At 71.6% G+C, this 24,425-nt stretch carries 26 protein-coding genes; 17 read left to right on the plus strand and 9 right to left on the minus strand.

The window, feature by feature from the left end:
- Positions 1 to 4: 4 nt before the first annotated feature.
- Positions 5 to 691, minus strand: a complete 687-nt coding sequence (locus HHX40_RS14815; RefSeq protein ID WP_182881045.1) for a class I SAM-dependent methyltransferase — start codon at positions 689 to 691, stop codon at positions 5 to 7.
- A gap of 166 nt (positions 692 to 857) precedes the next feature.
- On the opposite strand from HHX40_RS14815, the gene HHX40_RS14820 reads away from it, so the two are divergent.
- Both HHX40_RS14820 and HHX40_RS14825 read left to right on the plus strand, forming a co-directional pair.
- Positions 858 to 1,313 carry a GbsR/MarR family transcriptional regulator gene (locus tag HHX40_RS14820; RefSeq protein WP_182881046.1) on the plus strand — a complete coding sequence of 152 codons (456 nt, stop codon included), beginning with the start codon at positions 858 to 860 and terminating at the stop codon, positions 1,311 to 1,313.
- Positions 1,314 to 1,322: 9 nt separating this feature from the next.
- The gene (locus tag HHX40_RS14825) at positions 1,323 to 2,135 is read left to right on the plus strand and encodes a class I SAM-dependent methyltransferase (RefSeq protein ID WP_182881047.1); all 813 of its coding nucleotides are present in this window, start codon (positions 1,323 to 1,325) and stop codon (positions 2,133 to 2,135) included.
- Between the two features lie 70 nt (positions 2,136 to 2,205).
- On the opposite strand, the gene HHX40_RS14830 is transcribed toward HHX40_RS14825, so the two are convergent.
- The 3 genes from HHX40_RS14830 to HHX40_RS14840 all read right to left on the minus strand — a co-directional run bounded on the left by HHX40_RS14830 (position 2,206) and on the right by HHX40_RS14840 (position 4,183).
- Positions 2,206 to 2,757, minus strand: coding sequence for a GNAT family N-acetyltransferase (locus HHX40_RS14830; protein ID WP_310738109.1), 552 nt, complete (start codon positions 2,755 to 2,757; stop codon positions 2,206 to 2,208).
- 239 nt (positions 2,758 to 2,996) lie between these two features.
- Positions 2,997 to 3,581: a DUF4865 family protein gene (locus tag HHX40_RS14835; RefSeq protein WP_220499179.1), complete on the minus strand. Its 585-nt coding sequence runs from the start codon at positions 3,579 to 3,581 to the stop codon at positions 2,997 to 2,999.
- Between the two features lie 44 nt (positions 3,582 to 3,625).
- Positions 3,626 to 4,183 carry a TetR/AcrR family transcriptional regulator gene (locus HHX40_RS14840; RefSeq protein ID WP_111698707.1) on the minus strand — a complete coding sequence of 186 codons (558 nt, stop codon included), beginning with the start codon at positions 4,181 to 4,183 and terminating at the stop codon, positions 3,626 to 3,628.
- A 190-nt stretch (positions 4,184 to 4,373) separates the two neighbouring features.
- Here HHX40_RS14840 and HHX40_RS14845 point away from each other — a divergent pair, with 190 nt between their 5' ends.
- Complete coding sequence (locus tag HHX40_RS14845) at positions 4,374 to 4,997, plus strand: lysophospholipid acyltransferase family protein (protein ID WP_182881278.1); 624 nt, start codon at positions 4,374 to 4,376, stop codon at positions 4,995 to 4,997.
- Between the two features lie 63 nt (positions 4,998 to 5,060).
- On the plus strand, positions 5,061 to 6,680 hold the full coding sequence (locus tag HHX40_RS14850) for a penicillin-binding transpeptidase domain-containing protein (RefSeq protein ID WP_182881050.1): 1,620 nt from the start codon (positions 5,061 to 5,063) through the stop codon (positions 6,678 to 6,680).
- On the opposite strand, the gene HHX40_RS14855 is transcribed toward HHX40_RS14850, so the two are convergent.
- Positions 6,681 to 6,959, minus strand: a complete 279-nt coding sequence (locus HHX40_RS14855) for a DUF3040 domain-containing protein (RefSeq protein ID WP_111698552.1) — start codon at positions 6,957 to 6,959, stop codon at positions 6,681 to 6,683. It lies immediately after the preceding gene.
- Between the two features lie 163 nt (positions 6,960 to 7,122).
- Here HHX40_RS14855 and HHX40_RS14860 point away from each other — a divergent pair, with 163 nt between their 5' ends.
- The 10 genes from HHX40_RS14860 to HHX40_RS14905 all read left to right on the plus strand — a co-directional run bounded on the left by HHX40_RS14860 (position 7,123) and on the right by HHX40_RS14905 (position 17,904).
- Positions 7,123 to 7,788 carry a class I SAM-dependent methyltransferase gene (locus HHX40_RS14860; protein ID WP_182881051.1) on the plus strand — a complete coding sequence of 222 codons (666 nt, stop codon included), beginning with the start codon at positions 7,123 to 7,125 and terminating at the stop codon, positions 7,786 to 7,788.
- A 121-nt stretch (positions 7,789 to 7,909) separates the two neighbouring features.
- Entirely contained in the window at positions 7,910 to 9,217 is a 1,308-nt protein-coding gene (locus HHX40_RS14865) for a glycosyltransferase family 4 protein (protein WP_182881052.1), read from the plus strand.
- A 138-nt stretch (positions 9,218 to 9,355) separates the two neighbouring features.
- On the plus strand, positions 9,356 to 12,202 hold the full coding sequence (locus HHX40_RS37710; RefSeq protein WP_182881053.1) for an ATP-binding protein: 2,847 nt from the start codon (positions 9,356 to 9,358) through the stop codon (positions 12,200 to 12,202).
- Positions 12,203 to 12,247: 45 nt separating this feature from the next.
- Positions 12,248 to 13,081, plus strand: a complete 834-nt coding sequence (locus HHX40_RS14875) for an SAM-dependent methyltransferase (RefSeq protein ID WP_182881054.1) — start codon at positions 12,248 to 12,250, stop codon at positions 13,079 to 13,081.
- A 68-nt stretch (positions 13,082 to 13,149) separates the two neighbouring features.
- Positions 13,150 to 13,692, plus strand: coding sequence for a calcium-binding protein (locus tag HHX40_RS14880; protein ID WP_182881055.1), 543 nt, complete (start codon positions 13,150 to 13,152; stop codon positions 13,690 to 13,692).
- Between the two features lie 177 nt (positions 13,693 to 13,869).
- Positions 13,870 to 14,784, plus strand: a complete 915-nt coding sequence (locus HHX40_RS14885; protein WP_310738110.1) for an ABC transporter ATP-binding protein — start codon at positions 13,870 to 13,872, stop codon at positions 14,782 to 14,784.
- Entirely contained in the window at positions 14,784 to 15,509 is a 726-nt protein-coding gene (locus HHX40_RS14890) for an ABC transporter permease (RefSeq protein ID WP_182881279.1), read from the plus strand. The genes HHX40_RS14885 and HHX40_RS14890 overlap by 1 nt, the downstream gene beginning before the upstream one ends.
- Before the next feature lie 20 nt (positions 15,510 to 15,529).
- Entirely contained in the window at positions 15,530 to 16,690 is a 1,161-nt protein-coding gene (locus HHX40_RS14895) for a sensor histidine kinase (RefSeq protein ID WP_182881056.1), read from the plus strand.
- Positions 16,687 to 17,292 (plus strand): response regulator transcription factor, encoded by a 606-nt coding sequence (locus HHX40_RS14900; protein WP_111698573.1) that lies wholly within the window; start codon positions 16,687 to 16,689, stop codon positions 17,290 to 17,292. Before HHX40_RS14895 ends, HHX40_RS14900 begins: the two co-directional genes overlap by 4 nt.
- A gap of 30 nt (positions 17,293 to 17,322) precedes the next feature.
- Complete coding sequence (locus HHX40_RS14905; protein ID WP_182881057.1) at positions 17,323 to 17,904, plus strand: CGNR zinc finger domain-containing protein; 582 nt, start codon at positions 17,323 to 17,325, stop codon at positions 17,902 to 17,904.
- 6 nt (positions 17,905 to 17,910) lie between these two features.
- Here the strand turns inward: HHX40_RS14905 and HHX40_RS14910 are convergent, their stop codons facing one another.
- Positions 17,911 to 18,726 (minus strand): GDSL-type esterase/lipase family protein, encoded by an 816-nt coding sequence (locus HHX40_RS14910; protein ID WP_182881058.1) that lies wholly within the window; start codon positions 18,724 to 18,726, stop codon positions 17,911 to 17,913.
- Between the two features lie 165 nt (positions 18,727 to 18,891).
- Here HHX40_RS14910 and HHX40_RS14915 point away from each other — a divergent pair, with 165 nt between their 5' ends.
- Positions 18,892 to 20,121 (plus strand): isochorismate synthase, encoded by a 1,230-nt coding sequence (locus HHX40_RS14915; protein WP_310738138.1) that lies wholly within the window; start codon positions 18,892 to 18,894, stop codon positions 20,119 to 20,121.
- Positions 20,122 to 20,195: 74 nt separating this feature from the next.
- Here the strand turns inward: HHX40_RS14915 and HHX40_RS14920 are convergent, their stop codons facing one another.
- Both HHX40_RS14920 and HHX40_RS14925 read right to left on the minus strand, forming a co-directional pair.
- Entirely contained in the window at positions 20,196 to 20,846 is a 651-nt protein-coding gene (locus HHX40_RS14920) for an IMPACT family protein (protein ID WP_182881059.1), read from the minus strand.
- A 66-nt stretch (positions 20,847 to 20,912) separates the two neighbouring features.
- Entirely contained in the window at positions 20,913 to 21,566 is a 654-nt protein-coding gene (locus HHX40_RS14925) for a TetR/AcrR family transcriptional regulator (protein WP_182881060.1), read from the minus strand.
- A 97-nt stretch (positions 21,567 to 21,663) separates the two neighbouring features.
- On the opposite strand from HHX40_RS14925, the gene HHX40_RS14930 reads away from it, so the two are divergent.
- Positions 21,664 to 21,894: a hypothetical protein gene (locus tag HHX40_RS14930; protein ID WP_220499117.1), complete on the plus strand. Its 231-nt coding sequence runs from the start codon at positions 21,664 to 21,666 to the stop codon at positions 21,892 to 21,894.
- Between the two features lie 28 nt (positions 21,895 to 21,922).
- Positions 21,923 to 23,482: an FAD-dependent oxidoreductase gene (locus HHX40_RS14935; RefSeq protein WP_182881061.1), complete on the plus strand. Its 1,560-nt coding sequence runs from the start codon at positions 21,923 to 21,925 to the stop codon at positions 23,480 to 23,482.
- Between the two features lie 94 nt (positions 23,483 to 23,576).
- Here HHX40_RS14935 and HHX40_RS14940 read toward each other — a convergent pair.
- On the minus strand, positions 23,577 to 24,425 hold an 849-nt coding region (locus tag HHX40_RS14940), incomplete at its 5' end, for an HNH endonuclease signature motif containing protein (RefSeq protein WP_182881062.1).

Raw genomic sequence — 24,425 nt, forward strand, 5'->3', positions numbered from 1 at the left:
GCGGTCACCCACGGCGGGTGGCGCGCACGACGACGTCGTACAGAGGGACTTCCCGGCCGCCGTCGCCCGAGAGCGTACGCACGTGCTCCTCGGCGGTGACGATCTCCCACTCCGTGCCGTCCAGGCGCGCGGCGACGGCCGCCGAGGTGACCGACGCCTCGGCCGGCGGATGATGCCCGTGCCCGTGATGCCCGTGATGCCCGTGACTGTGGTGCCCGTGACCGCCGGAGTCGGTGGTGTGCAGGTGCCCCACGATGAGCAGCGTGCCGCCGGGAGCCACCCATCCGGCGATGCGGTCGTAGAACTCGAGCTGCGGCATCGCCGGATGGGCGTAGTGGGTCATGACCAGGTCGTACCGCGTGTCCGGGCTCCAGACGCCCAGGTCCGCCTCGACCCACCGCACGCGTTCGCGCACACCGCTCGCCACCCCGTTCGCCGCCGCGCGCTCGGCGGCGCGGGCGAGCGCCTCGGACGAGATGTCGGCCGCGGTGACCTCCCAGCCGTGGGAGGCGAGCCAGATCGCCTCGGCGCCGCCGCCGCATCCCGCGTCCAGCGCCGTGCCCGGTCCCAGGCCGCCGATCTCACGGGCAAGGTACGGATTCGGCGGGTTGCCGCCCATGGAACCCGGGCCTCCGTCCCGCCCCCGCTGCCAGTGCCGCTCCCAATAGTCCTTGTCGAATCCGTGCGTCATGCCCCTCATCGTGCGGACGGACACGGCAGTGGCGCAAATCTTATTGCCGAACCGGCAAATCAGTCCGCGTACGCCTTCCCAGATTGACGTTGCTAGTTATTTCAGTCACTATTGAAACGACTAGCCGACGTGAACCGGCACACGATCGACAACGGAGCATGCGACGATGAGCACTGAGAAACAGCAGGACCGGCTGCTCCGCTGGGTGGAACGGGTGGCGGCCTTCTGCGTCGAGGAGTGGGGGCTGCCGCCCATCACCGGACGCATCCTCGGCTGGCTCATGATCTGCGACCCGGCCGAGCAGTCCGCCGGCCAGATCGCGGAGGTCATCCAGGCCAGCCGGGCCTCGCTCACCTCGAACATGCGCTTCCTCACGGCCATCGGCCTGGTCAAGAAGGTGAGGAAGCCCGGGGATCGCACCTCCTACTACCGCATCGAAGACGACGCCTGGCAGAAGGTCATCCAGCGCAAGCTCGAAAGCCTGAGCGCGTTCGGCGAGATCGCCGACGAAGGGCTCGACCTCGTGGGCGGCGAGGGACACCGCACCGAGCGCATCAAGGCCGCCCACGACTCCCTGACGTGGCTGCAGAACCTCGCGGCCCGCCATCCGCTACGCCGTTAAGGAATCCCCATGCACCACTGGCAACCCAAACTCGGGCTGATCCAGGAAACGCTGCTGCTCACTCTCCACGCCAGAGCCCTGGACGCCGGGCAGCCCAGCCCGATCCTCGGCGATACGCTCTCCGCCGACCTGGCCGGCACCATCGATTACGACTTCGGCAAGCTGAAGGTCAAGCCCAGCCTCGTCCTCACCACGGCACTGCGCGCCAAGAAGCTCGACGGCGTCGTCCGCGCCTACATCGCCGCTCATCCCAGATGCGTGGTGCTCGACCTGGGCTGCGGCCTGGACACCCGGATGTTCCGCTGTGATCCCCCACCCGGCGTCGACTGGTACGACATCGACTTCCCGGAAGTGGTGCACCTGCGGGCCGAATGTCTGCCCGGACGTTCCCACCTGGTCGGAGCCGACCTCACCAGCTCCGGCTGGCTTACAGCCATCCCCGGCGACCGGCCTGCGGTGATCGTCGCCGAAGGCTTGCTCCCCTTCATGCCCGGCGACTCCTTCCAGACGATGACCCGCGCGCTGACCGGCCATTTCCCTTCGGGCGAGCTCGCGCTCAACGGCTACACCCGCTTCGCGGCCTGGGCCATGAAGTACCACCCGACCATCAAGGCACTCGGCATCAAAGCCGCCCAGGGCTTCGACGACCCACACGAGCCAGAGTCCTGGGACGCCGGCCTCGAACTGATCGAGGAGCAGATCCTCACCCGCGCACCGGAAACAGCCCGGTTCCCGCAACCCCTACGCGCGCTGACCCGTCTCACCGCCCGCAGCACGGCCTTGTCGCGGCAAGGGGCACGCGTTCTCCGCTACAGGTTCTGAGCCCTGTGCGGGCGGCGGTTGCGACAAGCGGCGTTCGCCGGCGCGTCGGTGATCGCGGTATTCGCCCTGCTCAGCACGCTGGTCTTCGTGCGCGGTAGAGCACGTGACGGCGCAGCGGATGCCCCTCGGGGAGCACCGGGTGATCGAAGTCTTCACCAGGGTCGCGGGTCATCCCGAGACGCCGCATCACGGCCTGCGAGCGGAGGTTCGGCACCGCCGTGAACGAGACGACCTCGGTCAGGCCGAGCGTGCCGAACCCGTGCTCCAGCGACGCCCGCGCGGCCTCGGTGGCGTACCCGTGCCCCCAGGCGGATCTGGCGAGCCGCCAGCCGATCTCCACGCACGGGGTGAAGTGCGCGGCGAACCTCGGCACCTGCAGCCCGGTGAAGCCGATGAACACGCCGTCCGCCTCGACCGCCCACAGACCGAACCCGCGTTCGTCGAACGCCGCTTCGATGCGCTCGACGAACGTGTCGCTCTCCTCGCGGGTGAGCGTGGCCGGGAAGTGCTCCATGACGACCGGGTCGGCGTTCAGCGCCGCGAAGGGCTCCTTGTCCTCCTCACGCCAGCGCCGCAGCACCAGCCTGTCGGTTCTGATGGGGTGTTTGATCGAACTTGTCACCTCCCGAGGATAGGGGGCGGGAGAAAGCAGGGGCCGGCGTCGGCTAGAGTCGGTTGTGGCCGATGTGGTTTGTGTCCCCCGGGCCGCAAACACCGCCTTCACGGAATACCGTTCGGCTGGAGCCGTGTTGTGCATTCCGCCGAGGAGGCGACCGCCACATCGGCCCTCGACGCGGACGCCCCGCGAGACCCTGTCTCGCGGGGCCGTCGTGTTGTCCGCACGCCTTGTCCGTACGCCTCTCACCAGGCCCGGCCCTCCGGCAGGAGCGCCAGGCCGGGCGTGGACACGTGCAGCACCTCGTAGCGCTCGGCGTCGCCGTGGGCGCCCGCCGCCTCCCGCTCCCACAGCGCGAACGTCATCAGCCGCCAGCTACCGGGATCGAGGGCCAGGGCGGCGGTGTGCAGGCCCGCAGAGCCGCCCAGCGCACGCAGGCCGGCCAGAGCCTCCGCGACGCACGCCGTCAGATCGGCGGCCTCGGGCAGCGGGGTGAGCAGGCGGGAGGCCGCCCGCGGAGCCGTTCCCCGCGCCGGGCCGGGTTCGACGGCGAGGCCGGTCCACTGCCGCACCGCCGGGCGCCCGAAGTCGGCGACTATCCCCTGGAAGCCGCCACCGCCGACCAGGAACTCCCCCATCCGCCCGGCGTCGTGCCACAGGTAGAACGGGGCGTACTGGTTGACCGGCGACCCCGCCGCGCCCCGCTCGCGGATCAGGTAGGCCTTGAGGCCGAGCCCAGCCCGGTCGTCGAGGGCGTGCCCTCGCGTCGCGACCCGCTCCCGGATGGTCGTCATGTCGTAGTCGGCGGGCAGGGTGATGTCGTACTGCATGGCGTACACGCCGGGGCTCCTCAGGAAGATCGGGAACTGGAGGGTCAGGACCGGGACAGCAGGGCGAGCAGCCCGTCGACGGCCTGGTGGAACGGCTCGGGCGAGGCCGCCGCGCGGGCCAGGACGTATCCGCCCTGCAGCACGGCCACGACGGCGGACGCGGTGGCGGCGGGGTCGAGTCCGGCGCCGGTCTCGCCGCGCTCCCGTCCTTCGGCCAGCACCGCCGCGAGCCGGTCCCGCAGCCAGGCGAAGGTCTCCTCGACCGGCCCCCGCAGCATCGGGTCGGCCATCACCTCGGGGTCCTGGGTCAGCCTGCCGATCGGGCAGCCCCGCAGCACCTCCCGCTCCCGCCGCAGGTAGGCGGAGACCCGCTCGGCGGCCGTGCCCGGCCCGGACAGGATCTCCTCCACCCCGGCCCGCATCTCCCCCGCGGTACGGCCGATCGCGGCGAGCGCGAGGTCCGGCTTGCCGGAGAAGTGGTGATACATGCTGCCCTGGCCCGCCCCCGCGCGCTGCTGGATGGCCCGCGGGCTGGTCCCGACGTAGCCGCGCTCCCACAACAGCTCGCGCGTGCTCTCGATCAGGCGGTCCGGTGTGCTCATGCTGTACATACTAGTAGGTACAGAGAAGTGTTGGCGATGCCGTACAAAACACGGGAGGGTGTGTTGCAGGGGGCGTACACCTGAAGGGCACCCGGGGCGGCCTAGGGTATGTCCGTCGAGCCGAGTCCGGTGGTGCTGAGAAGGAGAGGCCGTGCTCTATTCCGCCCTGAAGGCCGTCAGCGTTCCCGTCATGCACCTGCTGTGGCGGCCGCGGATGGAGGGACGCGAGCACGTCCCCGCACACGGGCCCGCGATCCTCGCCTCCAACCACCTGTCCGTGCTCGACTCGTTCTTCATGCCGGCGCTGGTGCCCCGCATGGTGCGCTTCGTGGCCAAGAAGGAGTACTTCACGGGCAACCGCCTCGCGGCCGAATGGATGCGGGCGATGGGAGCCGTGGAGATCGACCGTGAGAACGTCACCGCCGCCCAGGACATGCTCGACGCCGCCGTGGAGGTGCTGAAGGCGGGCGAACTGTTCGGCATCTACCCCGAGGGCACCCGCTCCCCCGACGGCCGCCTCTACCGCGGCAAGATCGGCGTGGCCTGGCTCTCGCTCACCACCGGCGCGCCGGTCGTGCCCGTGGCCATGCTGGGCACCGAGAAGGTCCTGCCGCCCGGCGCGTCGGTGCCGCGCCTGCGCCGCATCGGCGTGCGGTTCGGCGAGCCGATGACCTTCACCGGCGACCCCGGCAGCGCCCGGGACCGGCGGCGGGTGACCGACGAGGTCATGGCCGCGATCCAGCGCCTGTCGGGCCAGGAGTACGTGCCCCGGTACGGCGCGAGCGTCAAGGGCGCCGGCGAATCGGGAGTGTGAATCCCGATTCGGCCCCGCTAGGCTCTGGTCCCGACCGGGACACGGGCGTGACTGGGGGTACCTGTGCCGCGAGGACGGACTGTCGCGATCTCGGCCGCCGCGGCCGTCGTGCTGGCGGGGGGCGCCGCGGGAGGGGCCTACTACGTGCTGCACACACGCGGCACCCCACAGGAGACCGCGGCCCGCTTCACCTCGGCCTGGTCCCGGGGCGACCTCACCGCCATGAAGGCCGAGCTCGCCTCCCCCGCACCCGGCTTCGACTCCGCGTACGCCGAGCTGACCAAGAACCTGGGAGCCGAGAAGGTCTCCGTACGGGATGTGCGGGCGGGCCAGGCGAAGGACGACCGGGCCACCGCGTCGTTCACCGCCACCACGAGCCTCAAGGACGTCGGCGACTGGACCTACCAGGGCTCGCTGAGGCTCGTCGTCAAGGACCACTACTGGAAGGTGGACTGGTCGCCGGCCGCGGTCCACCCCGCCCTCGACGGGACCACCCACCTGGCGCTGAAGACGTCGTGGCCGCAGCGGGCCCCGATCACCGACGCCAACGGCGACCGCATCGACGGCGGCGACGTGGGCGGCTCGGTGCAGCAGCTCGTCGGCTACCTGGACAAGGCCGGCGACGACGACCTCGGCAAGCTGGGCAGCGCGTACAAGAAGAACGACCCCGTGGGGCGCGCCGGCCTCCAGGAGACCTTCCAGAAGCAGCTCGCCGGGACCCCCACCACCGAGATCCAGGCGGTGGGCGCGGGCCGCAAGACCCTGCACTCGGTCAAGGGCTCCCCCGGCCGCGACCTGGCGACCAGCCTCGATCTCAAGGTGCAGCGGGCCGCCGCCGACGCGGTGCGCGACCTGCCCAAGCCCGCGTCGCTGGTCGCCGTACGGCCCTCCACCGGCGAGATCCTCGCGGTCGTCAACAACAGGGGCGGGTTCAACCGCGCGCTGGACGGCAAGTACGCCCCCGGCTCCACCTTCAAGACGATCACGGCGGCCGGGCTGCTGGCCGAGGGCCTGACCCCGTCGAGCCGGGTGACCTGCCCGGAGGAGGCGGTCGTCGGCGGCATGAAGATCCGGAACTCCGACCACGAGGCCTTCGGATCGCTGTCGTTCCTGGACTCCTACGCCCACTCGTGCAACACCACCTTCGCCCCGCTCGCCGCCGAGAAGCTGGGCGCCCAGAAGCTGTACGACCTGGCGACGGAGCTGGGATTCAACCAGCCGCTGCGCATCGGCGTCCCGGCGACGCCCGGCAGCATGCCGAAGGCCACCAGCGACGCCGAACTGGCCGCCGAGTCGTTCGGCCAGGGCAGGATCACCGCGAGCCCGCTGGTGATGGCGACCGTGGCCGCGGCGGTCGCGGACGGCTCCTGGCGCCCGCCCACGCTGGTGCCCTCCCGCAAGCAGGCCGAGGCTCCCCGGGAGCTGCCCGGCGGGGTGGTGAAGAGCCTGCGCTCGATGATGCGGGCGGTGGTCACCAAGGGCACCGCCCGCAAGGCGGGGCTGCCCTCGGGCACGGCGGGCAAGACGGGGACCGCCGAGTTCGGCACCGGGCCGAAGCTCGATTCGCACGCCTGGTTCATGGGGTACCGCGGCGACCTGGCCTTCGCCGTCGTCGTGGAGGCCGGCGGCATGGGCGGCGACGTGGCCGCCCCGGTCGCCGCGCGCTTCCTCAAGGCCCTGTGACTACACGGGGAACGCGGCGGCGTCGTGCCGCAGGGCCATGACCAGCAGGGTCGCGATCAGCGTGGCGATGAGCAGCCAGCTCACCGCGATGATCAAGGTGGAGCGGCCCGGCCGGCGCCGTGCGGCGCCCCGCCCCGCGCGCTGGCCGGCCCGGTGGCCGGCGCGATGACCGGCACGGTGGTTGAACGACTCGAGCCTGGCTGCCAGCTTCGGGTCCTCGTCCGTGAGGTGCCGCTCGATCATCGCCAGCATCCGCTCTTCGTCCTGCGACCAGGCCATCGCGCAACACTCCCAGAACGCAAGGTATGTGCCGACGTTGTCCCCAACGATGAAGATCGTTAGCCGTTTCCAGGACCGCGATTTACGATGAGTTGCCTTTAGGGGTTCGGGCGCGCCCGCGGCCCGGCGGCGTTTCGTCCGGGTGACGCTACGATCGCCCGACATGGGGCACGACCTGCACGCCGAGGCGTTCGTCCGCACGCACACCAGGCCCGCGGCCGTGCCGTACGTGCCGGAGATCCGTCTGTGTCTGGCCCATGCCGGCGAGGAACACGACGAGACGCACGGCGAGACGCACGGCGAGCTGTACGAGATCTGGGAACGGGCCGGAGGGCTGCCCTTCTGGGCGTACCCCTGGGCCGGCGGGCAGGCGCTCGCGCGCCACGTGCTCGATCATCCCGAGACCGTGCGCGGCCGGACGGTGCTCGACCTCGCCACCGGGTCCGGGCTGGTCGCCGTGGCCGCCGCGCTGGCCGGAGCCGCCCTGGTCGTGGCCAACGACGTCGACCCGTACGCGCTGGCGGCCGTGCGGCTCAACGCCGCCGCCAACGGCGTCGCCGTACGGGTCCTCGGCGGCGACCTGCTCGACGGCGCGCCGCCCCAGGAGGTCGTGCTCGCCGGAGACGTCTTCTACGAAAGGCCCCTGGCCCTGCGGGTCGCCCCGTTCCTGGCCAGGGCCGCGGGCGAGGTCCTCACCGGGGTGCCCGACCGGGCCTGCTCCTACCTGCCGGAGGGCGTGTTCGAGCCGGTGGGCGTGCACGAGGTGCCCACCCTCCTGGAGGACGCGCCCAGGAAGCGGACGACGATATATCGGCTTTACGGACAGTAAAGCGGGACGTGACCCACATCACAGCAACATGTGAACTGCCGGTGACGTCAAAGGGAAAGGGGATCTTCACCGACACGGACGGGGCGTGATTGTGGTTTCTCTACGCAGAATCGGGGCCAGGATGGTGGTCAGGGCCCTGGAGGCCCGCGACCGGCGCCGCGCGAGGTCGGCGCCGCCACCCGACGGCAAGGAGATCCGCATCCTGCTGCTGCACGCCAACGGTGTGGGCGGCACCGTCCGCACCGTCTTCAACCTGGCCGGACACCTCGCCCGCACGCACGACGTCGAGATCGTCAGCGTCGTACGGGAACGTGCGGAGCCCTCCTTCCCCGTCCCGCCCGGGGTGCGCGTTCGCTACCTCGACGACCGCCTGCCGCGCCGCAAGGGCCTGCTGTCCCGCTTCCCCAGCAGGCTCGTGCCGAAGGACGAGGCGGCCTACCACTGGTTCACTCTGCGCACCGACCTCAAGCTGGTCCGCTACATCCGGTCCCGCCGGCGCGGCATCGTGATCGGCACGCGGCCGGGCCTGAACCTGATCGCCGCGCGCTTCGCACCCCCGGAGATCATCACCGTCGCCCAGGAGCACGGGAACCTGTCCTCGCACCAGCCCCTGGTGCGCAAGCAGATCGTCCGCCGGTACGGCAGGCACGACGCGGTCGTCACCCTCACGCAGGCCGATCTGCGCACCTACGAGCGGTCCTTCGACAAGGCCCGCAGGGAGCGCCCGGCCGTGCTGGCCCAGGTGCCCAACGCGACACCCCGCCTGAACGGCGGCGTCTCGCCCCTCACCGCCAAGACCGTCGTCAGCGTGGGCCGCCTGACCTGGGGCAAGGGCTACGACCTGCTCATCCGCGCGTGGGCGCACGTCGCCGGGCGGCACCCGGACTGGACGCTGCGGATCCACGGCGGCGGTCCCCGGCTGGAGAAGCTCCAGGCGTCCATCGACAGGCGCGGGCTGACGGAGCAGGTGTTCCTCGAAGGCCCGGCCGACGACGTCGGCGCGGTCCTCGCGGACGCCTCGATGTTCGTGCTGAGCTCCCGCCACGAGGGCATGCCGATGGTCATCCTGGAGGCGATGAGCAAGGGTCTGCCGGTCGTCAGCTACGACTGCCCCACCGGGCCGAAGGAGATGATCAGCCACGGCCGTGACGGGCTGCTGGTGAAGCCGCAGAAGATCCACGCGCTGGCCGACGCCATCTGCACCCTCATCGAGGACGAGGACCTGCGCCGCGAGATGGGCGCCAACGCGCTGGCGACCGCCGCCCGCTACGACCTCGACGTCATCGGCGCCCGGTGGGAGAACCTGCTCTCCGGTCTCGTCGAACGCAGGCGCGCCCTCGACGCGGGCGGGCCCGCCGAACCGTCCCAGGGACCGGCCGAGGAGCCGGACCTCCCGGCGTCGTCAGTCCTGTCGCGACCCGGCCCTTAACCGATCAGAAGGCACGGGGCCGAACCAGGCCGGCCCCATGGCGGTCACGGACAATCCCGAGGACCAGCAGTGGTATGCCCGCCGTGGCCGGATCGATCGCTCTACCCGGGACGGCCCCGCGCTTCTACCGTTTTCCGCGTGGACACCGATACCCCCGACCCTGACACCTCCGGACACCGGCCGTCCTCGGCCGCAGAAGCCACAATCGTGGGCCGGGCCGAGGAGCTGGCGGCGATCCAGGAGCTCATTGAGGCTTCGGCCGCTGGGCATGGTGCGGCCGTGATGATCGTCGGCGAGGCGGGCATCGGCAAGTCGCGGTTGCTGGCGGAGGCGTCGGCCCGGGCATCGGCGGCGGGCATGGAGGTGCTGGCGGGCCGGGCGGTGCCGGGGGGCGGCACATACCGGGCGCTGGCCACCGCGTTGGTCGGGCGGTTGCGGGATGCCATGCTCGCGGGGGACGCCGAGCTGCGGCCGTATCGGGCGGCGCTGGGGCGAATCATTCCCGATTTCGGGTCGATCGGCTATGCCGACAGGGCCGACACGATGGTGGATCCCGCCGTGATGGTGGGGGAGGGCGTGCTGCGGCTGCTGCGCGTGGTCGGCGCCGGACGTGGATGCCTGCTCGTGCTGGACGACCTGCATTGGGCCGACCCGGACACGCTGGCGGTCCTGGAATACCTGGTCGATCAGGTAGTCGACCAGCAAATCATGATCTGTGGGACGGCGCGTGAGGAGCCGCCCACCGCCGATCAGATCGAGCGGATCGGCCGACGGCCGACTGTGCGGATGCTGAGGCCCGCCCGGCTGAACGCGGCCCAGGTAACCGAGTTGGCCCGCGATCGGGCCGGGATGCCGCTCGCGCCGGCGACCGCCTCGTTTGTGGTGGAGCGCTGCGACGGGCTGCCGCTGCTGGTGGAGGAGCTGACGGCGGGACTGCGTGAGACGGGCGTGGACCCAACCGCCCCACAGGAGGCGTTGAACGACATCGCAGTGCCTCCGACGTTGCGGGCGCTCGTCGGTGAGCGGATGGCGGCCATGGCTGAGGAACACCGCCGGTTGCTGCATGTGGCGGCGGTGGTGGGGGTCGACCTGGGCTGGGACGTGGTGGCCTCGGTGGCACAGGCGGACGAGTCGGTGCTGCTGGCGGGTCTACGCGCCGCCACCCGGGTGCATCTGCTGCGCGCCGAGGCCGATGAGCTGACCTGGCGGCACTCGCTCACCCGGGAGGCGGTGCTGGCGGGATTGCTGCCGCCGGAGCGGGCCGCGATGGCACGGCGTGCTGCGGAACTGCTCGACGGTGGTGGCGTTGGTGAGGCTGACGTACGGGCCGCCGAACTGCTGGCCGCGGTGGGAGAGCATGATCGGGCCGGCCGGATCCTGCTCCGGCTGGCCCGCCACGATCTCGCACGAGGGGCGTTACGCAGCGCGCGGGCGCTGCTGGCCCGGGTGGAGGCCGCCGGTGCGATCCGCGTCGCGTGGGCCATCGAGCAGGTCCGGCTGCTGACACTCGCCGGCGAGGTGGAAGCGGCATTGTGTACTGGGGAACAGGTCATCGACACCGCGGCCGGGGACGAGTACGTCGAGTTGTGTCTGCAGCTGGCCCGTAGCTCTGTGGTGGGCGGACGCCGGGCGGCGGCGATCGAGTACGCCGAGCGGGCCGACCGGCCGCACGATCCGCGTTTTGCCATCGTGCGGGCCGACGCCGCCTACGGCGAGGGGGATCCGCAACGCGCCGGCGCCCTCGCCGCCGACGCGGTCCGCGAGGCCGAACGCTCCGGCGACGGCGAGTCTCTGGCGGGTGCGCTGCTGGTGCAGGGGCGCTGCCTGGCCCAACGTGATGCCGCTGCGGCGCGCGCGGCGTTCGGGCGGGCGGTGCAGGTGGCCGCCATGCGTGGCCTGACCCCGCTGCGTGTGGCGGCCCTGTTCCACCTGGCCGCCGTCCAGCGTGGGCAGCCCGACCCGCCGGCGCTGGCCGAGGCCCGCGAGATCGCCGAGTCCGCCGGGCTGCTGGGGCAGCTGGCGTCGATCGACTTGCTGGTGGCCGACCTGGCGCTGGTGGCGCATGGTCCCCGCGTGGGTGAGCCGGTGGCCCGCGGCTGTGCCGAGCTGTCAGCACGGCTGCGCCTGACGAGCGTCCAGGCGGTCGCCGAGCTCTTCGTCGCGGCCGCCCGCGCAGGTGCCGGAGACCGCGACGGCATGGAGCGATGGCTGCGACGGGCCGGAGCCCGGCCGAACGCGCCGTGGGAGGTGCGGGCCGGTCTTGACCTGGTACGCGCTATCTGCTCGGTGGCGACCGGCGACCTGCCGGGCGCGGCCACGCAGGCCGATGACGGAGCCGCGATCCTGGCCGGTCACGCCTCGGCCGCCCCAACCCACTGGTGGGGGCTGTGGTTGCTGCTGCGCGAAGTGACCGGCCACGAGCCGCAGGAGGCCCGCGCGGTGTTCCAGCACACCCGGGTGTGCCGCCGGCGGGTCAACCGGGGTGCGCTGCTCTACGCCGATGCCGTCGCCGCGGGCCGCGATGGCAGGGCGAAGGAGGCGGCGCAGGCGCTGGCCCGCGGGGACGCGGCGCTCGAGGCGCATCCGTGGTGGCATCGACTGCTGCGGCTGCCGGTGTGGGCTGCCGCGGTGACCGAGGGCTGGGGCGATCCCATCCCTGGACTGCGCGCCGACCTGGCCTGCCACGAGCTCAACGGCGACGAGGCGCTGGCGCGGCAGTGCCGAGACCTCCTGCGGAAGGCCGGTGCGCCGTCCCGCCGCAACAGGGGCGCGAGCGTGCCGCCTCGACTACGCGCGGCCGGGGTCACCGGCCGGGAGGCCGAGGTGCTCGCCCTGGTGGCCGAAGGGCTGGGCAACGCGCAGATCGCGGCACGGCTGCACCTGTCCGTACGCACGGTGGAAACCCACGTCAGCCGGCTTCTGGCCAAGACCGGCGCGGCGGACCGGACCCAGTTGCGTACGTACGCGCCCCGCGAACATCAGTAGCCGGCACGGACGCGTAGCCGGCCGGACCCGGCGACCCTTGGGGGCATGGCCACAACAGAGGGAACGACACCCGTCCCCGACGATCCCCTGGCGACCCCGCTGTTCCCGCGAACCTCGCGCTACCACCCCGACTGGATCCGCTCCGGCGTCAGCGGCGGAGCGAACTCGCTCTGGCTGACCGAATGGCTCACCCAGGCGATGACGTTACAGCCCGGGATGCGGGTGCTGGACCTGGGCTGCGGCCGTGGCGCGTCATCGATCTTCCTGCACCGCGAGTTCGACGTCCAGGTCTGGGCAACGGACCTGTGGTTCGGTGCGGACGAGCGGCTGCACCGCATCCGCGACGCCGGCGCCGACCACGCGGTGTTCCCGATCCACGCCGACGCCCGATCCCTGCCGTTCGCGGCGGGCTTCTTCGATGCCGTCGTCAGCATCGACTCCTTCGTCTACTACGGCACCGACGACCTGTACCTCAACTATCTGGCCCGGTTCGTCCGGCCGGGCGGCCAGATCGGCATCGCCGGCGCGGGACTGACCCAGGAGATCGACGGGCCGGTCCCCGAGCATCTGCGGGGCTGGTGGGAGCCGAGCATGGCCTGTCTGCACTCGGCCCACTGGTGGCACCGGCACTGGGAACGCAGCGGCATCGCCTCTGTGGACCTCGCAGACACCATGACGGACGGCTGGACGTACTGGCTGGCATGGCAACAGGCGATCGCACCGGACAACGAGGCGGAAATCAACGTCCTCAACGCCGAACGCGGAAGCCACCTCGGGTATGTGCGCGCGGTCGCCCGGCGCCGATCGGACACCGCACCCGACGAACCCGTCTCCTCCGTTCCCGTCACCTATACAAAGCAGCCCCTGTTTCGCACCTGAACGGCGGCAGCGGAAATCCCGCCCGGCCTGTATAAGACAGAGAATTCGAAAGAGAAAGGGACACGGTAATGACGACCGTTTCGCTTCACCCGCGCTCCTGGCTGACCACCCGGGTCGGCGGCGCGGCCCTGGTGGCCGGCCTGGTCACCGCCGCTTTCACCTCCCCCGCCCATGCGTCCGCGGACGTGATCACCGTCCACGTCAGCGGCAGCACAGTGTTCATCGTGGGAACTCCCGGCAAGGACGTCATCAACATCACCAGCCTCGCCGGCAAGGTCAGCGTGGGCGTCGACACGTCGGTGACGGCCGGCGCGGGATGCGTCAAGAAAGGCCCCCTCGTGGTCGACTGTACCGGGACCGGTAGCGGGATCCTGTTCATCGAGGCCAGCACCATCGGTGGCGATGACTCGGTGAACAATCAGACCTCCTTGCAATCGTCGATACTGGGTGGCAGTGGCGTCGACCGCCTGACCGGTGGCCCTGGCCGCGATGCTCTCAACGGCGGCTCCGGAGACGACATCCTGAATGGCAACGGCGGCATCGATACCGCCAATGGCGCCGCCGGCATCGACACCTGCACCGCCGAGACCGAGATCAACTGCGAGATCTAGTCAGCGATGTCGGCGGCTGCCGGTGCCCCGGCAGCCGCCGACTGGGGCTTTATCTCATCTGTCTAATGCACCTGGAGCTCGCCTTTACAAAGTAGATTTCTTCAGGACTTTTGTCCTGCCCGAGGCCGGATCGATCGCTCTGGCCGCGCCGGGCCCCGCGCTTCTAGCGTTCTCCTCGTGGACACCGACATCCCCGATCCCGCAGTGTCCCTGACCACTGCGACGAAGAGCTTCGGCCCGGTACGGGCCGTGGACGGGCTCACGCTCACCGTGCCCCGCGGCCAGACGCTGGCCCTTCTCGGCCCCAACGGCGCCGGCAAGTCGACGGCCATCGCGCTCCTGCTCGGCCTGATCCCGCCCGACGCCGGACGCGCCGCGCTGTTCGGCCTGGACCCCGAGCGGGCCGTACGACGGGGCCGCGTGGGCGCGATGACGCAGGAGGGAGGCCTGGTCCAGCGGGTCACGGTCCGCGAACTGCTGTCCTTCGTGTCCGGCACCTACCCCGCTCCCCTCCCCCTCGACGAGGTGGTCGCCCTCGCGCGCATCGGCGACCTGCTCGGCCGCCGGGTCGACCGGCTGTCCGGCGGCCAGGGCCAGCGTGTGCGGTTCGCCATGGCGGTGTGCGGCGATCCGGACCTCGTCGTCCTCGACGAGCCCACCGCCGCCCTCGACGTCGAGGCCCGGCGGGAGTTCTGGGCCGGCCTGCGCGGGCTCGCCGACCGGGGCAAGACCATCCTGTTCTCCACGCACTACCTGGAGGAGGCCGACGAGCAGGCCGACCGGATCGTGGTGCTCGGCCGCGGCCGGGTGATCGCCGACGGCACCAGTGCGGAGATCAAACGCGCGGCGGCGCTGACCACCGTCCGCGTGACCGTCGACGGTGACGCCGCCTGGCTCGCCACCCTGCCCGGTGTGCGCCACATGGAGATCCGGGCCGGCCGGGCCCACCTCCGCAGCGGCGACTCCGACGCCACCGTCATGGCGCTCGCCCAGGCGGGAGCCGTACGCGACCTGGAGGTCGTCCCGGCCGACCTGGAGGACGCCTTCGTCGCCCTGACGAGCACAGCCCCGGCAAGCAAGGAGAACGCGTGATGTGGGGATATGTCCGGCTCGAACTGACCAGGACCTTCCGCGACGGCGGTTATGTGATCTTCGCTGTCGTGATGCCGGTCGTCATGTACCTCATCTTCACCAACCTCGGCCTGTCCCCCGGTGACCGGCACGACGCGGCGATCTACACAATGGTCGGCATGGCGGCGTACGGCGCGCTAGGCGGCGCGTTCAACAACGGCAGCGGCATCGCCGAGGACCGCGCGACCGGCTGGCTGCGTCAGTTACGCCTCACTCCGCTGACCCCCGCGCAGGTCGTCACGGGGAAGGTGCTGACCGGGGTCGTCGGCGTCGTGCCGAGCATCGCGGCCGTGTTGCTGGCCGGCGTGCTGGTCAACCACGTCACGCTCCCGCCGCAGCGGTGGCTGGCGATCGTCGTCCTCCTCTGGGCCGGGACCGTGCCGTTCTCCCTGCTCGGCCTGGGCAACGGCTACCGCCTGTCCGGCCAGACGGCGGCGGTGGCCAACGTCGCGACCATGCTGACCCTGTCCATCGTCGGCGGCCTGTGGATACCGGCCGAGACGTTCCCCTCCTGGCTGCGCGCGATCGCCGAGTGGACGCCGTCGAACAGCTACGCGGGCCTGTCCTGGCGGATCGCGTTCGGCGACGCCCCCACCCTCCGTCAGGCCGCGACTCTTGTGGCGTGGTTGCTCGCCTTCGCGGTCTACGCGGTGTACGGCTACCGCCGCGCCGGGCGCCGGGCCTGACACCGATACCGACGTTTCCCATGACGACCGGACGCGACACCTGGCTCGACCCGCTGCGCGGGGGCGAGCGCGGCCCCGACGCGAAGGGGATGTTCATCTGGGTGCTCCTGACGGCGGGACCGGTGTGGGACATCGCGCACGGCCGGTCCCACCCACTCTGGCTGGCGTGGCCGGCGGCGGCGGCCGCGGCCGGGCTGTACCTCCTCACCACCCACTACGCCTTCGCCGACCGGCGCCGGGCCCTGCCGTCGCTGGGACTGCTGGCGGCCGTCGTCCTCACGGCGGCCACCGGGTTCGGCGACAACTGGCTGTACCTGGTCATCATGCTGGCCACCGCCACCGGGATCGCCGTGAGGAGCCGGGTCCTGCCGTTGCTGCTGCTCACGGAGTGCGCCGCCGCCCTGCTGCTGGCCGTGCGAGGCGGAGCCGGCCTCACCGACGCGGCCCCGCTGGTCTGGGGCACGTTCACCGCCGGCCTCATCCCGGCGATGATCGTCGCGCTGTGGGCGGCCATCGACGAGCTCAAGGCCACCCGGGAGGAGCTGGCGCGCACCGCCGTGACCGAGGAACGGCTGCGGTTCTCCCGCGACCTGCACGACCTGCTCGGCCACACCCTCTCGGTGATGGTCGTCAAGGCCGAGGCCGTACGCCGGCTGACGCGGGTGGACGCGGAGGCGGCCGGCGCGCAGGCCGCCGACATCGAGCGGATCGGGCGGCAGGCGCTGGCGGAGGTGCGGGCGGCGGTCACCGGCTACCGCGGCAGGGGCCTGGCGGCCGAGCTCGACGCCGCCCGGACCGTCCTCGCCGACGCCGGCATCGGCGCCGTGGTCCGCACCTGCCCGGTGCGGGCGGCCCCCGAGATCGACGCGCTGCTCGGCTGGGCCGTACGCGAGGGCGTCACCAACGTCGTGCGGCACAGCGGCGCGGCGGCCTGTGACATCACCCTGCGTGAGATCGATCCGGTCGAGGGGGACGGCCTCCTGCTGCTGGAGATCCGCGACGACGGCCCGGCCCGGGGAAAGGCCCCCGGGCACGGCAACGGGCTGACCGGGCTGCGCGAACGGGTGCGGGCCGTGGGTGGCAGCCTGGAGATCGCCACGCCGCCGGGCGGGGGCTTCCTGCTCGGGGTGTCCGTGCCGTACGCCGAGGCCGTGCCGTACGACAAGGAGGAGCAGGCGTGATCAGGGTGCTGCTGGCCGAGGACCAGGGCATGATGCGCGGCGCGCTGGCCCTGCTCCTCGGCCTGGAGGCCGACATCGAGGTCGTCGCCCAGGTGGGCCGCGGCGACGAGGTGGTGGACACCGCCCTGCGCGCCCGGCCCGACGTGGCCCTGCTCGACATCGAGATGCCTGGCCGCAGTGGCCTGGAGACCGCCGCCGACCTGCGTGAACGCCTGCCCGGCTGCGCCGTGCTCATCCTCACCACCTTCGGACGGCCGGGATACCTGCGCCGGGCGATGGAAGCCGGGGCACGGGGGTTCCTGGTCAAGGACGGGCCGGTCGAGGAGCTCGCCGACGCCGTCCGCCGGGTGCTGCGGGGCGATCTGGTCATCGACCCCGCCCTCGCGGCCGCCGCGCTCAGCACCGGCCCGAGCCCGCTGACCGACCGCGAACGCGACGTCCTCGCGGCGGCGGCGGACGGCTCGACGATCGCCGACATCGCCGCGCGGCTCCACCTGTCGGAGAGCACCGTGCGCAACTACCTGTCCTCGTCGATTGGCAAGACCGGGACCAGGAACCGGATCGAGGCGGCCCGCCTGGCCCGCCACAACGGCTGGCTGTAGCCCGGAGCGGTAACCAGTGATAATGGTTACATGAGCCTGACGCTACGCGCCCGCGACGGGGCGACCTTCCGGTTCGATCCGGGCGCGCTCTGCCTGGAGTTCCTCATGAGCGGAGGCGTCGGGGTCTACTCCTGCTACGAGTCGCTGCACGTGCCGGCCGACCTCGCCCGCTGGACCGCCGTGTCCCGGCTCGGCCTGGAACGGGTGGACACGACCACGGACGACCTGGACCGGGCGAAACTCCTGCGCGCCGCCCTGTGGGGGCTCGCCGCCGACCGGGCGCACGGCCGTACGCCACGGCAGGCCGACGTCGACGCGGTGAACGAGGCGGCCGCGGCGGCCCCGCCGGTGCCCGTCATGACCGCGGACGGGCGGAGATCCTGGGCTTCCCCCGCCACCGGCCGCCAGGTGGTGGCGGCCGTCGCGCGGGACGCGATCGACCTGTTCACCGGGCCCTTCGCCGGCCGGGTGCGCGAGTGCGCCGCGGACGGCTGCCCCCTCCTCTTCGTCGACACCTCCCGCCCCGGCAGCCGTCGCTGGTGCTCGATGGAACGCTGCGGCAACCGGCACAAGGTGCGCGCGCACCGCTCCCGCGACGCACCGCCAGGGTGACGGCTGTCAGGCGTCGGTGTTCCGGAAGAAGCCGGCGTCGTAGGTGACCTTCGCGAGGGCCCGCTGCCCGTCGGCGTTGGGATGGAAGTAGTCCCAGCCGCTGACCTCCTTGAGCGTGAACGGGTAGGAGAAGACCGCTCCCCCGTCGTAACGGCAGGCCGGGCCGTACAGGGCGCACGCCTCCCTGAGCTGCTCGTTGTAGTCCATCACCCGCTCGCGCACCCGGTCGCGCCTGGCCTGGTCCTTCTTCGCCGTCGACCGGGGATTGGCCAGCATCGCCTGGCAGATGTGGCCGACCGCCCAGAAGGCCCTGGCCCACCCGTTGCCCTTGCCGATGCGCCACAGGCGCTCGATGTCGGGGATGCTCGCCACGAAGACCCGCGCGCCGGTCGGCCGGAGCACGGCGAAGGCCTCGTCGATGTGCTGCCGGAACACCGGAACCGGCGTCATCTCCTTCTCGGAGCCGACGCAGGCGTCCTGCGCGCCGATGAGGACGGTGACGTAGTCGGCCTTCTCGCGCACGGCATGCCGGGCCTGCCCCGGCAGGGCGGCGCTGGTCGAGCCGGGGACCGCGAAGTTGAGGTTGTGCCCCTTGATCGCATGGTCCGAGGCGAGCAGGCGCAGATAGTGGCTGTGCACACCGGCGTTGTCACCCGACGACCAGGAGCGTGACCTGCAGGCGACGTACCAGCCGCAGGCGTTGAACCCCGCGCTGATCGAGTCGCCGAGCGCGGCCATCACGGTGGGTGACGTGCCGGCGTGGGCGGCCACAGGCACGAACAGGACGGACGCGGCCAGGACAGGCGCGATCTTCTTGAGCATGAACACCTCCGGAAGATCAACGGTAGGGATTTCTTGGAGGTGCGTTCTATCGCCTTCAGGGAAGGCAGGCCTTCCGTGACCGATTTCCTATCGCGGCTTGACAGAGTGGGCTCCAGCGGCATGCGGGGGCCTCTTGTCGAACATGTTCAGATCGTGCGTAGAGTGATTCGGGTGAGTGTCGCCCTTATCCAGCCCCTGGTGGTTCGCACGGTCGCGGTGAGCGACCCCGACGATCTCCTGGCGCGCCTGCCCGGCGCCGCGCCGTACGCGTGGATCAGGAACGGCGAGGGACTCGTGGGCTGGGGGGAGGCGGCACGCGCCATGGTGCCGCCGGGTCCGGGCCGTTTCGACTGGGCCCGCGGCTGGCTCTCCTCGCTCTTCGCCGGGGCGCTCATCCGGGATGAGGTCGGCATGCCGGGCTCGGGGCCGGTGGCCTTCGGCTCCTTCACCTTCGACGCCGACGCCCCGGGGACCGTCCTGGTCGTCCCCCGCGTGGTGCTCGCCCGGCGGGACGGCCGCGCCTGGCTCACCACGATCGGCGACAACGCGTTCGAACTGGCCCGCCCCCCGGTGGAACCCGGCCGCATCCGGTACGGCGACGGCACGCTGACGGCGCCCCAGTGGGAGCACCGGGTCGCGCGAGCGGTACGCCGCATCAGGGACGGCGGCCTCGACAAGGTGGTGCTCGCCCGCGACCTCACGGCCGTCGCCGACCGGGACATCGACATCCGCGTGCTGCTCGGGCGGCTGGCCCGGAGCTACCCCGAGTGCTACACGTTCTCCGTGGACGGCCTGGTCGGCGCGACGCCCGAACTGCTGGTCCGGCACACCGGCCAGGCGGTGGAGTCCCTGGTCCTCGCCGGCACCACGCCGCGCGGGTCGGGGCCGGCCGACGACGCCGCCCGCGCCGCCGCCCTGTACGCGTCGAAGAAGGACCGGCACGAGCACGCCTGCGCGGTCGCCTCGGTCCGGGAGGCCCTGGCTCCCCTGTGTTCGACGCTGCACGTGCCCGAGGAGCCGGAACTGCTCGTGCTGCCCAACGTGCAGCACCTGGCGAGCCGGGTCACCGGGCGGCTGTCCGACGGGGCGTCGGTGCTCGACGTGGTGGCCGCCATGCACCCCACGGCCGCCGTCGGCGGGACGCCCACCGGCACCGCGCTCGGCCTCATCCGCGAACTGGAGGGCATGGACCGCGGCGGCTACTCCGGCCCGGTCGGCTGGATCGACGCGCACGGCGACGGCGAGTGGGGCATCGCCCTGCGCTGCGCGTACATCTCCGGCAGGCACGCCCGGCTGTTCGCCGGCTGCGGCATCATGGCCGGCTCTGACCCGGCCACGGAACTCGCCGAGGCGCAGGCCAAGCTCCGCGTCATGCAGTACGCCCTGGAGGGGTGACACACGGGCCTTCAGCGGGCCGGGGTCAGGGCCAGGGTTTCAGCCGGCCGGGGTTTCGGCGGGACGGCCGGGTTTCAGCGGGCCAGGTGGACGATCTCGCCGAGCTCGGTCTCGGCCCGCCCGGCGGTGACCGCCGCCACCCACTCCTCGAAGGCGGGCAGCCGGTCCTCGGCGACGGCGACCTCGAAGGCCACCCGCACGCCGTGGCCGACGCTGTAGTCGACACCGCGAACCGCGTACGGCGAGGCGCGCAGATCACTTTCCAGCCTGCCGGCCTGGGCGTGGCCGACCGACACGGTCACCACCGCCGCGGGAACCATCTCGACGACCTCCGCCCGGTCGAGGGTCTCCCCCACGGCGCCGCCGTACGCGCGGGCGAGGCCGCCGGCGCCCAGCAACACCCCGCCGAAGTAGCGGGTGACGACGGCCACCACGTCCGCGAATCCACGCCGGGTGAGCATCTCCAGCATCGGCGTGCCCGCCGTTCCGCCCGGCTCGCCGTCGTCGTCCGCCCGGCGCACGCCACCGTCCCCGCCTCCGCTTCCTGCGATGACGTACGCCGTGCAGTTGTGGCTGGCGTCGGCGTACAGCCTCCTGCGCCCGGCGACGAACTCCCGTGCCGCCTCCTCCGTGGTCGCCGGAGCCAGGGCACAGATGAAGCGCGAACGGCGGATCTCGGTCTCATGCTCGACGACGTTTCCGATCGTCCGGTACGGCGTGGTCACATGGTCAGTCTAATAAGCGCATCCCTTTACGAAGTAAGGTGAGAACGCTTCACGTGGGGCGGGAGTTCACCGTTGCCGGTGGCGGAGTGCTCGTTGCTCTGCGGCGTCGAGTGCCGGTCTGAGGGGTGCGAGCGTGGCGTGCAGGAGGTCCGGCAGCGAGCCGGACGGCACGACGAGCCCGCTGGCCGTGGAGGACGAGAAAGCCGTCTGCAGCCACTGTTCGAGCGCCACGCGGACTGCGGCGGCCACGCTCGCCGCGAGCACCCGTGCGATGTGCGGGTCGCCATCGCCGAGACGCTCGGCGATGGCTTCGGTGAGGGGATGTTCGATCGCGGTGGTGGTGTCGATGAATGCGTCGCGCAGCGCGGGGCGGGTGGTGATCAGCAGCAGCGCGTCCTGGCCGGGCGCGTCCGAGGCGGTGTACTGATCCACGATGGCCTCGACGACGGCGTCGGCGAGGCCGACGCCGCCGGGCCGGCCGGCCACCGCAGCCGCGACTCGTGCCTCTCGTTCGCTGGTGACGGCGGCGACGATCGCCTGTTCTCGGCTGGAGAAGTAGTTGTTGTACGTCCTCGGTGAAACGCCGGCGGCCTCGGCGATGTCATCGACGCGCACGTTGTCCGGTCCACGCTCAAGAGCCAGCCGCAGGGCCGCCGCGCGCAATGCCTCTCGGGTGGCCTGCTTCTTCTGCTCGCGCAACCCCGTCCGTCTCGTCGTCACGGGCTCAGCATAGCCTATCTGCGCGCGCGCAAATTTGCGTGCGCGCAGATTTTTCCTCTAGCCTGGCCCCCTCACCCGCCAGGAGGGAACCAGCACGATGAGGGGCAAAGGCATCAGCTACGGCACCGGCTTCGTCGAGAACGGAGCGATCTCCCGCAAACGCTTCGACCCGGCCGTGGTCGGGCGCGAGATGCGCATCATCCGCGATCACCTGCACTGCACCGCGGTCCGCGTCTGGGCGGCGACCCGGAACGGATTGAGCCGGCGGCGGCGCACGCCGCCGATCTGGGCCTGGAGGTCTGGTTCTCCCCCTACCCCCTGGAACTGACCGCCGAGGAACGAACCAAGGAGAACACGTGATCATAGATGTCGTCATCGTCGGTGGTGGCCCGAACGGGCTGATGCTGGCCTGCGAACTGAGCCTGGCAGGGGCCCGGCCGGTCGTGCTGGAGCGGCTGATCGAGCCCAGCGAAGAACCGAAAGCGAACGGGTTGCTCGGCCAAGTTGTGAAAATGCTCGACCATCGAGGGCTGCATGAACGTCTTTCTGGTAGCCAACAACCTCCGCAGCCGAACTCCGCATACTTCATGTTCGGCGCGTTGGGCCTGGACCTGAGCCTGCTGCAGGACAGCCCGGTCTATGCCCTGCCGGTGCCGCAGCGACGCATCGTGCAGGTCCTGGAGGAGCGCGCCATCGAACTGGGCGTGGAGATCCGCCGGGGACACGAGGTCGTCGGCCTGTCGCAGGACGACGACGCGGTGACCATCGACTTCGCGAGCCTGGGCGAGGCCGGCCAATTGCGGGCCCGGTACCTCGTCGGCGCGGATGGAGCTCACAGCACCACGCGCAAGCTCTCCGGCATCGCGTTCCCCGGCATCACCTACGACCGGATGACCGTCTGCTCAGCGCACGCGACGGTCCCGGCGGAATGGGTTGATCCCGTGACCGGCGCGTTGAACGTGCCCGGCTACGGCGACATTCTGCCGTTCCTGCCCCACCGCACCGAACACGGCGGGTTCTCCTACGCGCCGATGCCTGGCCACCCACCGCTGATCAGCACCACTGAATGGGACAGGCCCGCGACCGACGCTCCCATGAGCCTGGAGGAGCTGCGGGCGAGCATCCGCCGCGTGCTCGGCGTCGACGTGCCGCTCGATCCGCCCGACGGCCCGGGGCCGCACGTGCTGCGCCGACTGACCGGCGGCAACACCCGCATCGCCGAACGGTTCGCCGACGGCCGGGTATTCCTGATCGGTGACGCCGCGCATGTGTACGCCGCCACGGGAGGTGGTCCAGGGCTCAACCTCGGCCTGCAGGACGCGGTCAATCTCGGCTGGAAACTCGCCGCCGAGATCCGGGGAAGCGCCCCGCCCGGGCTGCTGGACACCTACGAGACAGAGCGACGATCGGCCGCCCAGCGCATGGTGCTGAACGCGCAGGCGCAAGCGGCCCTGATAGCCCCCGGCAGCGATGTCACCGGACTGCGCGAGGTGTTCACCGAGCTGCTCCGCGACCAAAGCACCGTCCAGCGCCTCGCCGGCCTCCTCGCCGGCGCAGACGTCCGCTACGACATGGGCGAACACGAGGCACACCCGCTGACCGGCCGGTTCGCCCCGGACATGGACCTGCACACCCCGACCGGACCGGTCCGGCTGGCCGAGCTCACCAGAAACGCACGCCCTCTGCTGCTCGACCTGACCGAAGAGGCATCGCTAGCAGAGACCCTCGCCCTGCACGACCAGGTCGATGTCGTCACGGCGCGCTCTCGCATCCCCGCACCCACCGCCCTGCTCCTTCGACCGGATGGCTATGTGGCCTGGGCATCTGCGTCGCCCCGGCCGAACCCCACGGAGATCGAAGCACTCCGGGCAGCCTTGCAGCTGTGGTTCGGAGTCACCAAACCCGCCCACACCTGAAGTCGTGAGCGTCGACTCACGTATCTTCCTGCTCACACAGACCCAGCCGTGAGCCCGGTAGTAGTCCGCTCGGTGTCTCATTCGCCTTGGTGTCTCATTCGCGTCTCCGGGTGGTGCGGGGGTTGCGGTAGGTGAAGGCCCAGCGGTCGTCTCCGATCTTGCGGCGGGTGTAGCGGGTGGGGTGGCGGTAGCGGTCGCGGTTGTGGAACTGGCACGCCGGTCCCAGCAGCTTGAGATCGGTCAGCCCGCCGCTGCACCAGTCCTCGGCGTGGTCGATCTGGCACATCGTGGCCGGCAGCGGGCAGCCGTCCACCCAGCAGGTCGCATACCGGGCGAAGACCGCCCGCCGCTGAGCCGGGGTCGCCAACCGCACCTTGCGGCCCATGTCCAGCACCTGCCCACCGGCGTCCATCACGATCCGCACCAAAGTGCTGGTACGGGCCAACCGATGCACGCTGGCAACAGGCAGCAGATGCCCGGTCGCCAGGATCAACCCCGGCAACCCCCGCAACCACACCCCCGGCGGCGCACTGCCCCCCACACCCGCCCAGGCACCGCCCCCCGGCCAGGCCCCGCGTCCCACCCGGGCATCTCCCCCCGGCCGGGCGCTGCCTTCCGCCCACGCCCGGTCTCCCGGCCCGGGCGGCACGGCGGAGCCCACCCCCGGCCAGGCGTTGCCTCCCAGCCGGGCGTCGCCTCCCAGCCGGGCTCCCAGCCGGGCGCTGCCTTCCGCCCACGGCAGGGCATCGGCCTCCGCCTCCGGCTCGCCGTTGCAAGCCGCCCTCGGCATTCCACGCTTCGCCTCGCCGGTCTCGGAGGCATGCCGGTAGCCCTCCGCCGGGCAGTCACGGGCCGGGCAATCACTCCACTGCTCATCGGGATCGGCGGCGGAGCGCTCGCTGTCGGCGTCCGCTGAGTCGGTGGCGGTGGCGTCGGTGGCGGT

This window comes from Microbispora sp. H10949, from assembly GCF_014161435.1.
In the GTDB taxonomy this organism is placed as follows: domain Bacteria; phylum Actinomycetota; class Actinomycetes; order Streptosporangiales; family Streptosporangiaceae; genus Microbispora; species Microbispora triticiradicis.

Coding starts and splice junctions, on each gene's coding strand:
- HHX40_RS14815 (WP_182881045.1), bottom strand. CDS start 691: ATGACGCACGGATTCGACAAGGACTATTGGGAGCGGCACTGGCAGCGG.
- HHX40_RS14820 (WP_182881046.1), top strand. CDS start 858: ATGAGCACTGAGAAACAGCAGGACCGGCTGCTCCGCTGGGTGGAACGG.
- HHX40_RS14825 (WP_182881047.1), top strand. CDS start 1,323: ATGCACCACTGGCAACCCAAACTCGGGCTGATCCAGGAAACGCTGCTG.
- HHX40_RS14835 (WP_220499179.1), bottom strand. CDS start 3,581: ATGCAGTACGACATCACCCTGCCCGCCGACTACGACATGACGACCATC.
- HHX40_RS14840 (WP_111698707.1), bottom strand. CDS start 4,183: ATGAGCACACCGGACCGCCTGATCGAGAGCACGCGCGAGCTGTTGTGG.
- HHX40_RS14845 (WP_182881278.1), top strand. CDS start 4,374: ATGCACCTGCTGTGGCGGCCGCGGATGGAGGGACGCGAGCACGTCCCC.
- HHX40_RS14855 (WP_111698552.1), bottom strand. CDS start 6,959: ATGGCCTGGTCGCAGGACGAAGAGCGGATGCTGGCGATGATCGAGCGG.
- HHX40_RS14860 (WP_182881051.1), top strand. CDS start 7,123: ATGGGGCACGACCTGCACGCCGAGGCGTTCGTCCGCACGCACACCAGG.
- HHX40_RS14865 (WP_182881052.1), top strand. CDS start 7,910: ATGGTGGTCAGGGCCCTGGAGGCCCGCGACCGGCGCCGCGCGAGGTCG.
- HHX40_RS14875 (WP_182881054.1), top strand. CDS start 12,248: ATGGCCACAACAGAGGGAACGACACCCGTCCCCGACGATCCCCTGGCG.
- HHX40_RS14880 (WP_182881055.1), top strand. CDS start 13,150: ATGACGACCGTTTCGCTTCACCCGCGCTCCTGGCTGACCACCCGGGTC.
- HHX40_RS14890 (WP_182881279.1), top strand. CDS start 14,784: ATGTGGGGATATGTCCGGCTCGAACTGACCAGGACCTTCCGCGACGGC.
- HHX40_RS14895 (WP_182881056.1), top strand. CDS start 15,530: ATGACGACCGGACGCGACACCTGGCTCGACCCGCTGCGCGGGGGCGAG.
- HHX40_RS14905 (WP_182881057.1), top strand. CDS start 17,323: ATGAGCCTGACGCTACGCGCCCGCGACGGGGCGACCTTCCGGTTCGAT.
- HHX40_RS14910 (WP_182881058.1), bottom strand. CDS start 18,726: ATGCTCAAGAAGATCGCGCCTGTCCTGGCCGCGTCCGTCCTGTTCGTG.
- HHX40_RS14930 (WP_220499117.1), top strand. CDS start 21,664: ATGAGGGGCAAAGGCATCAGCTACGGCACCGGCTTCGTCGAGAACGGA.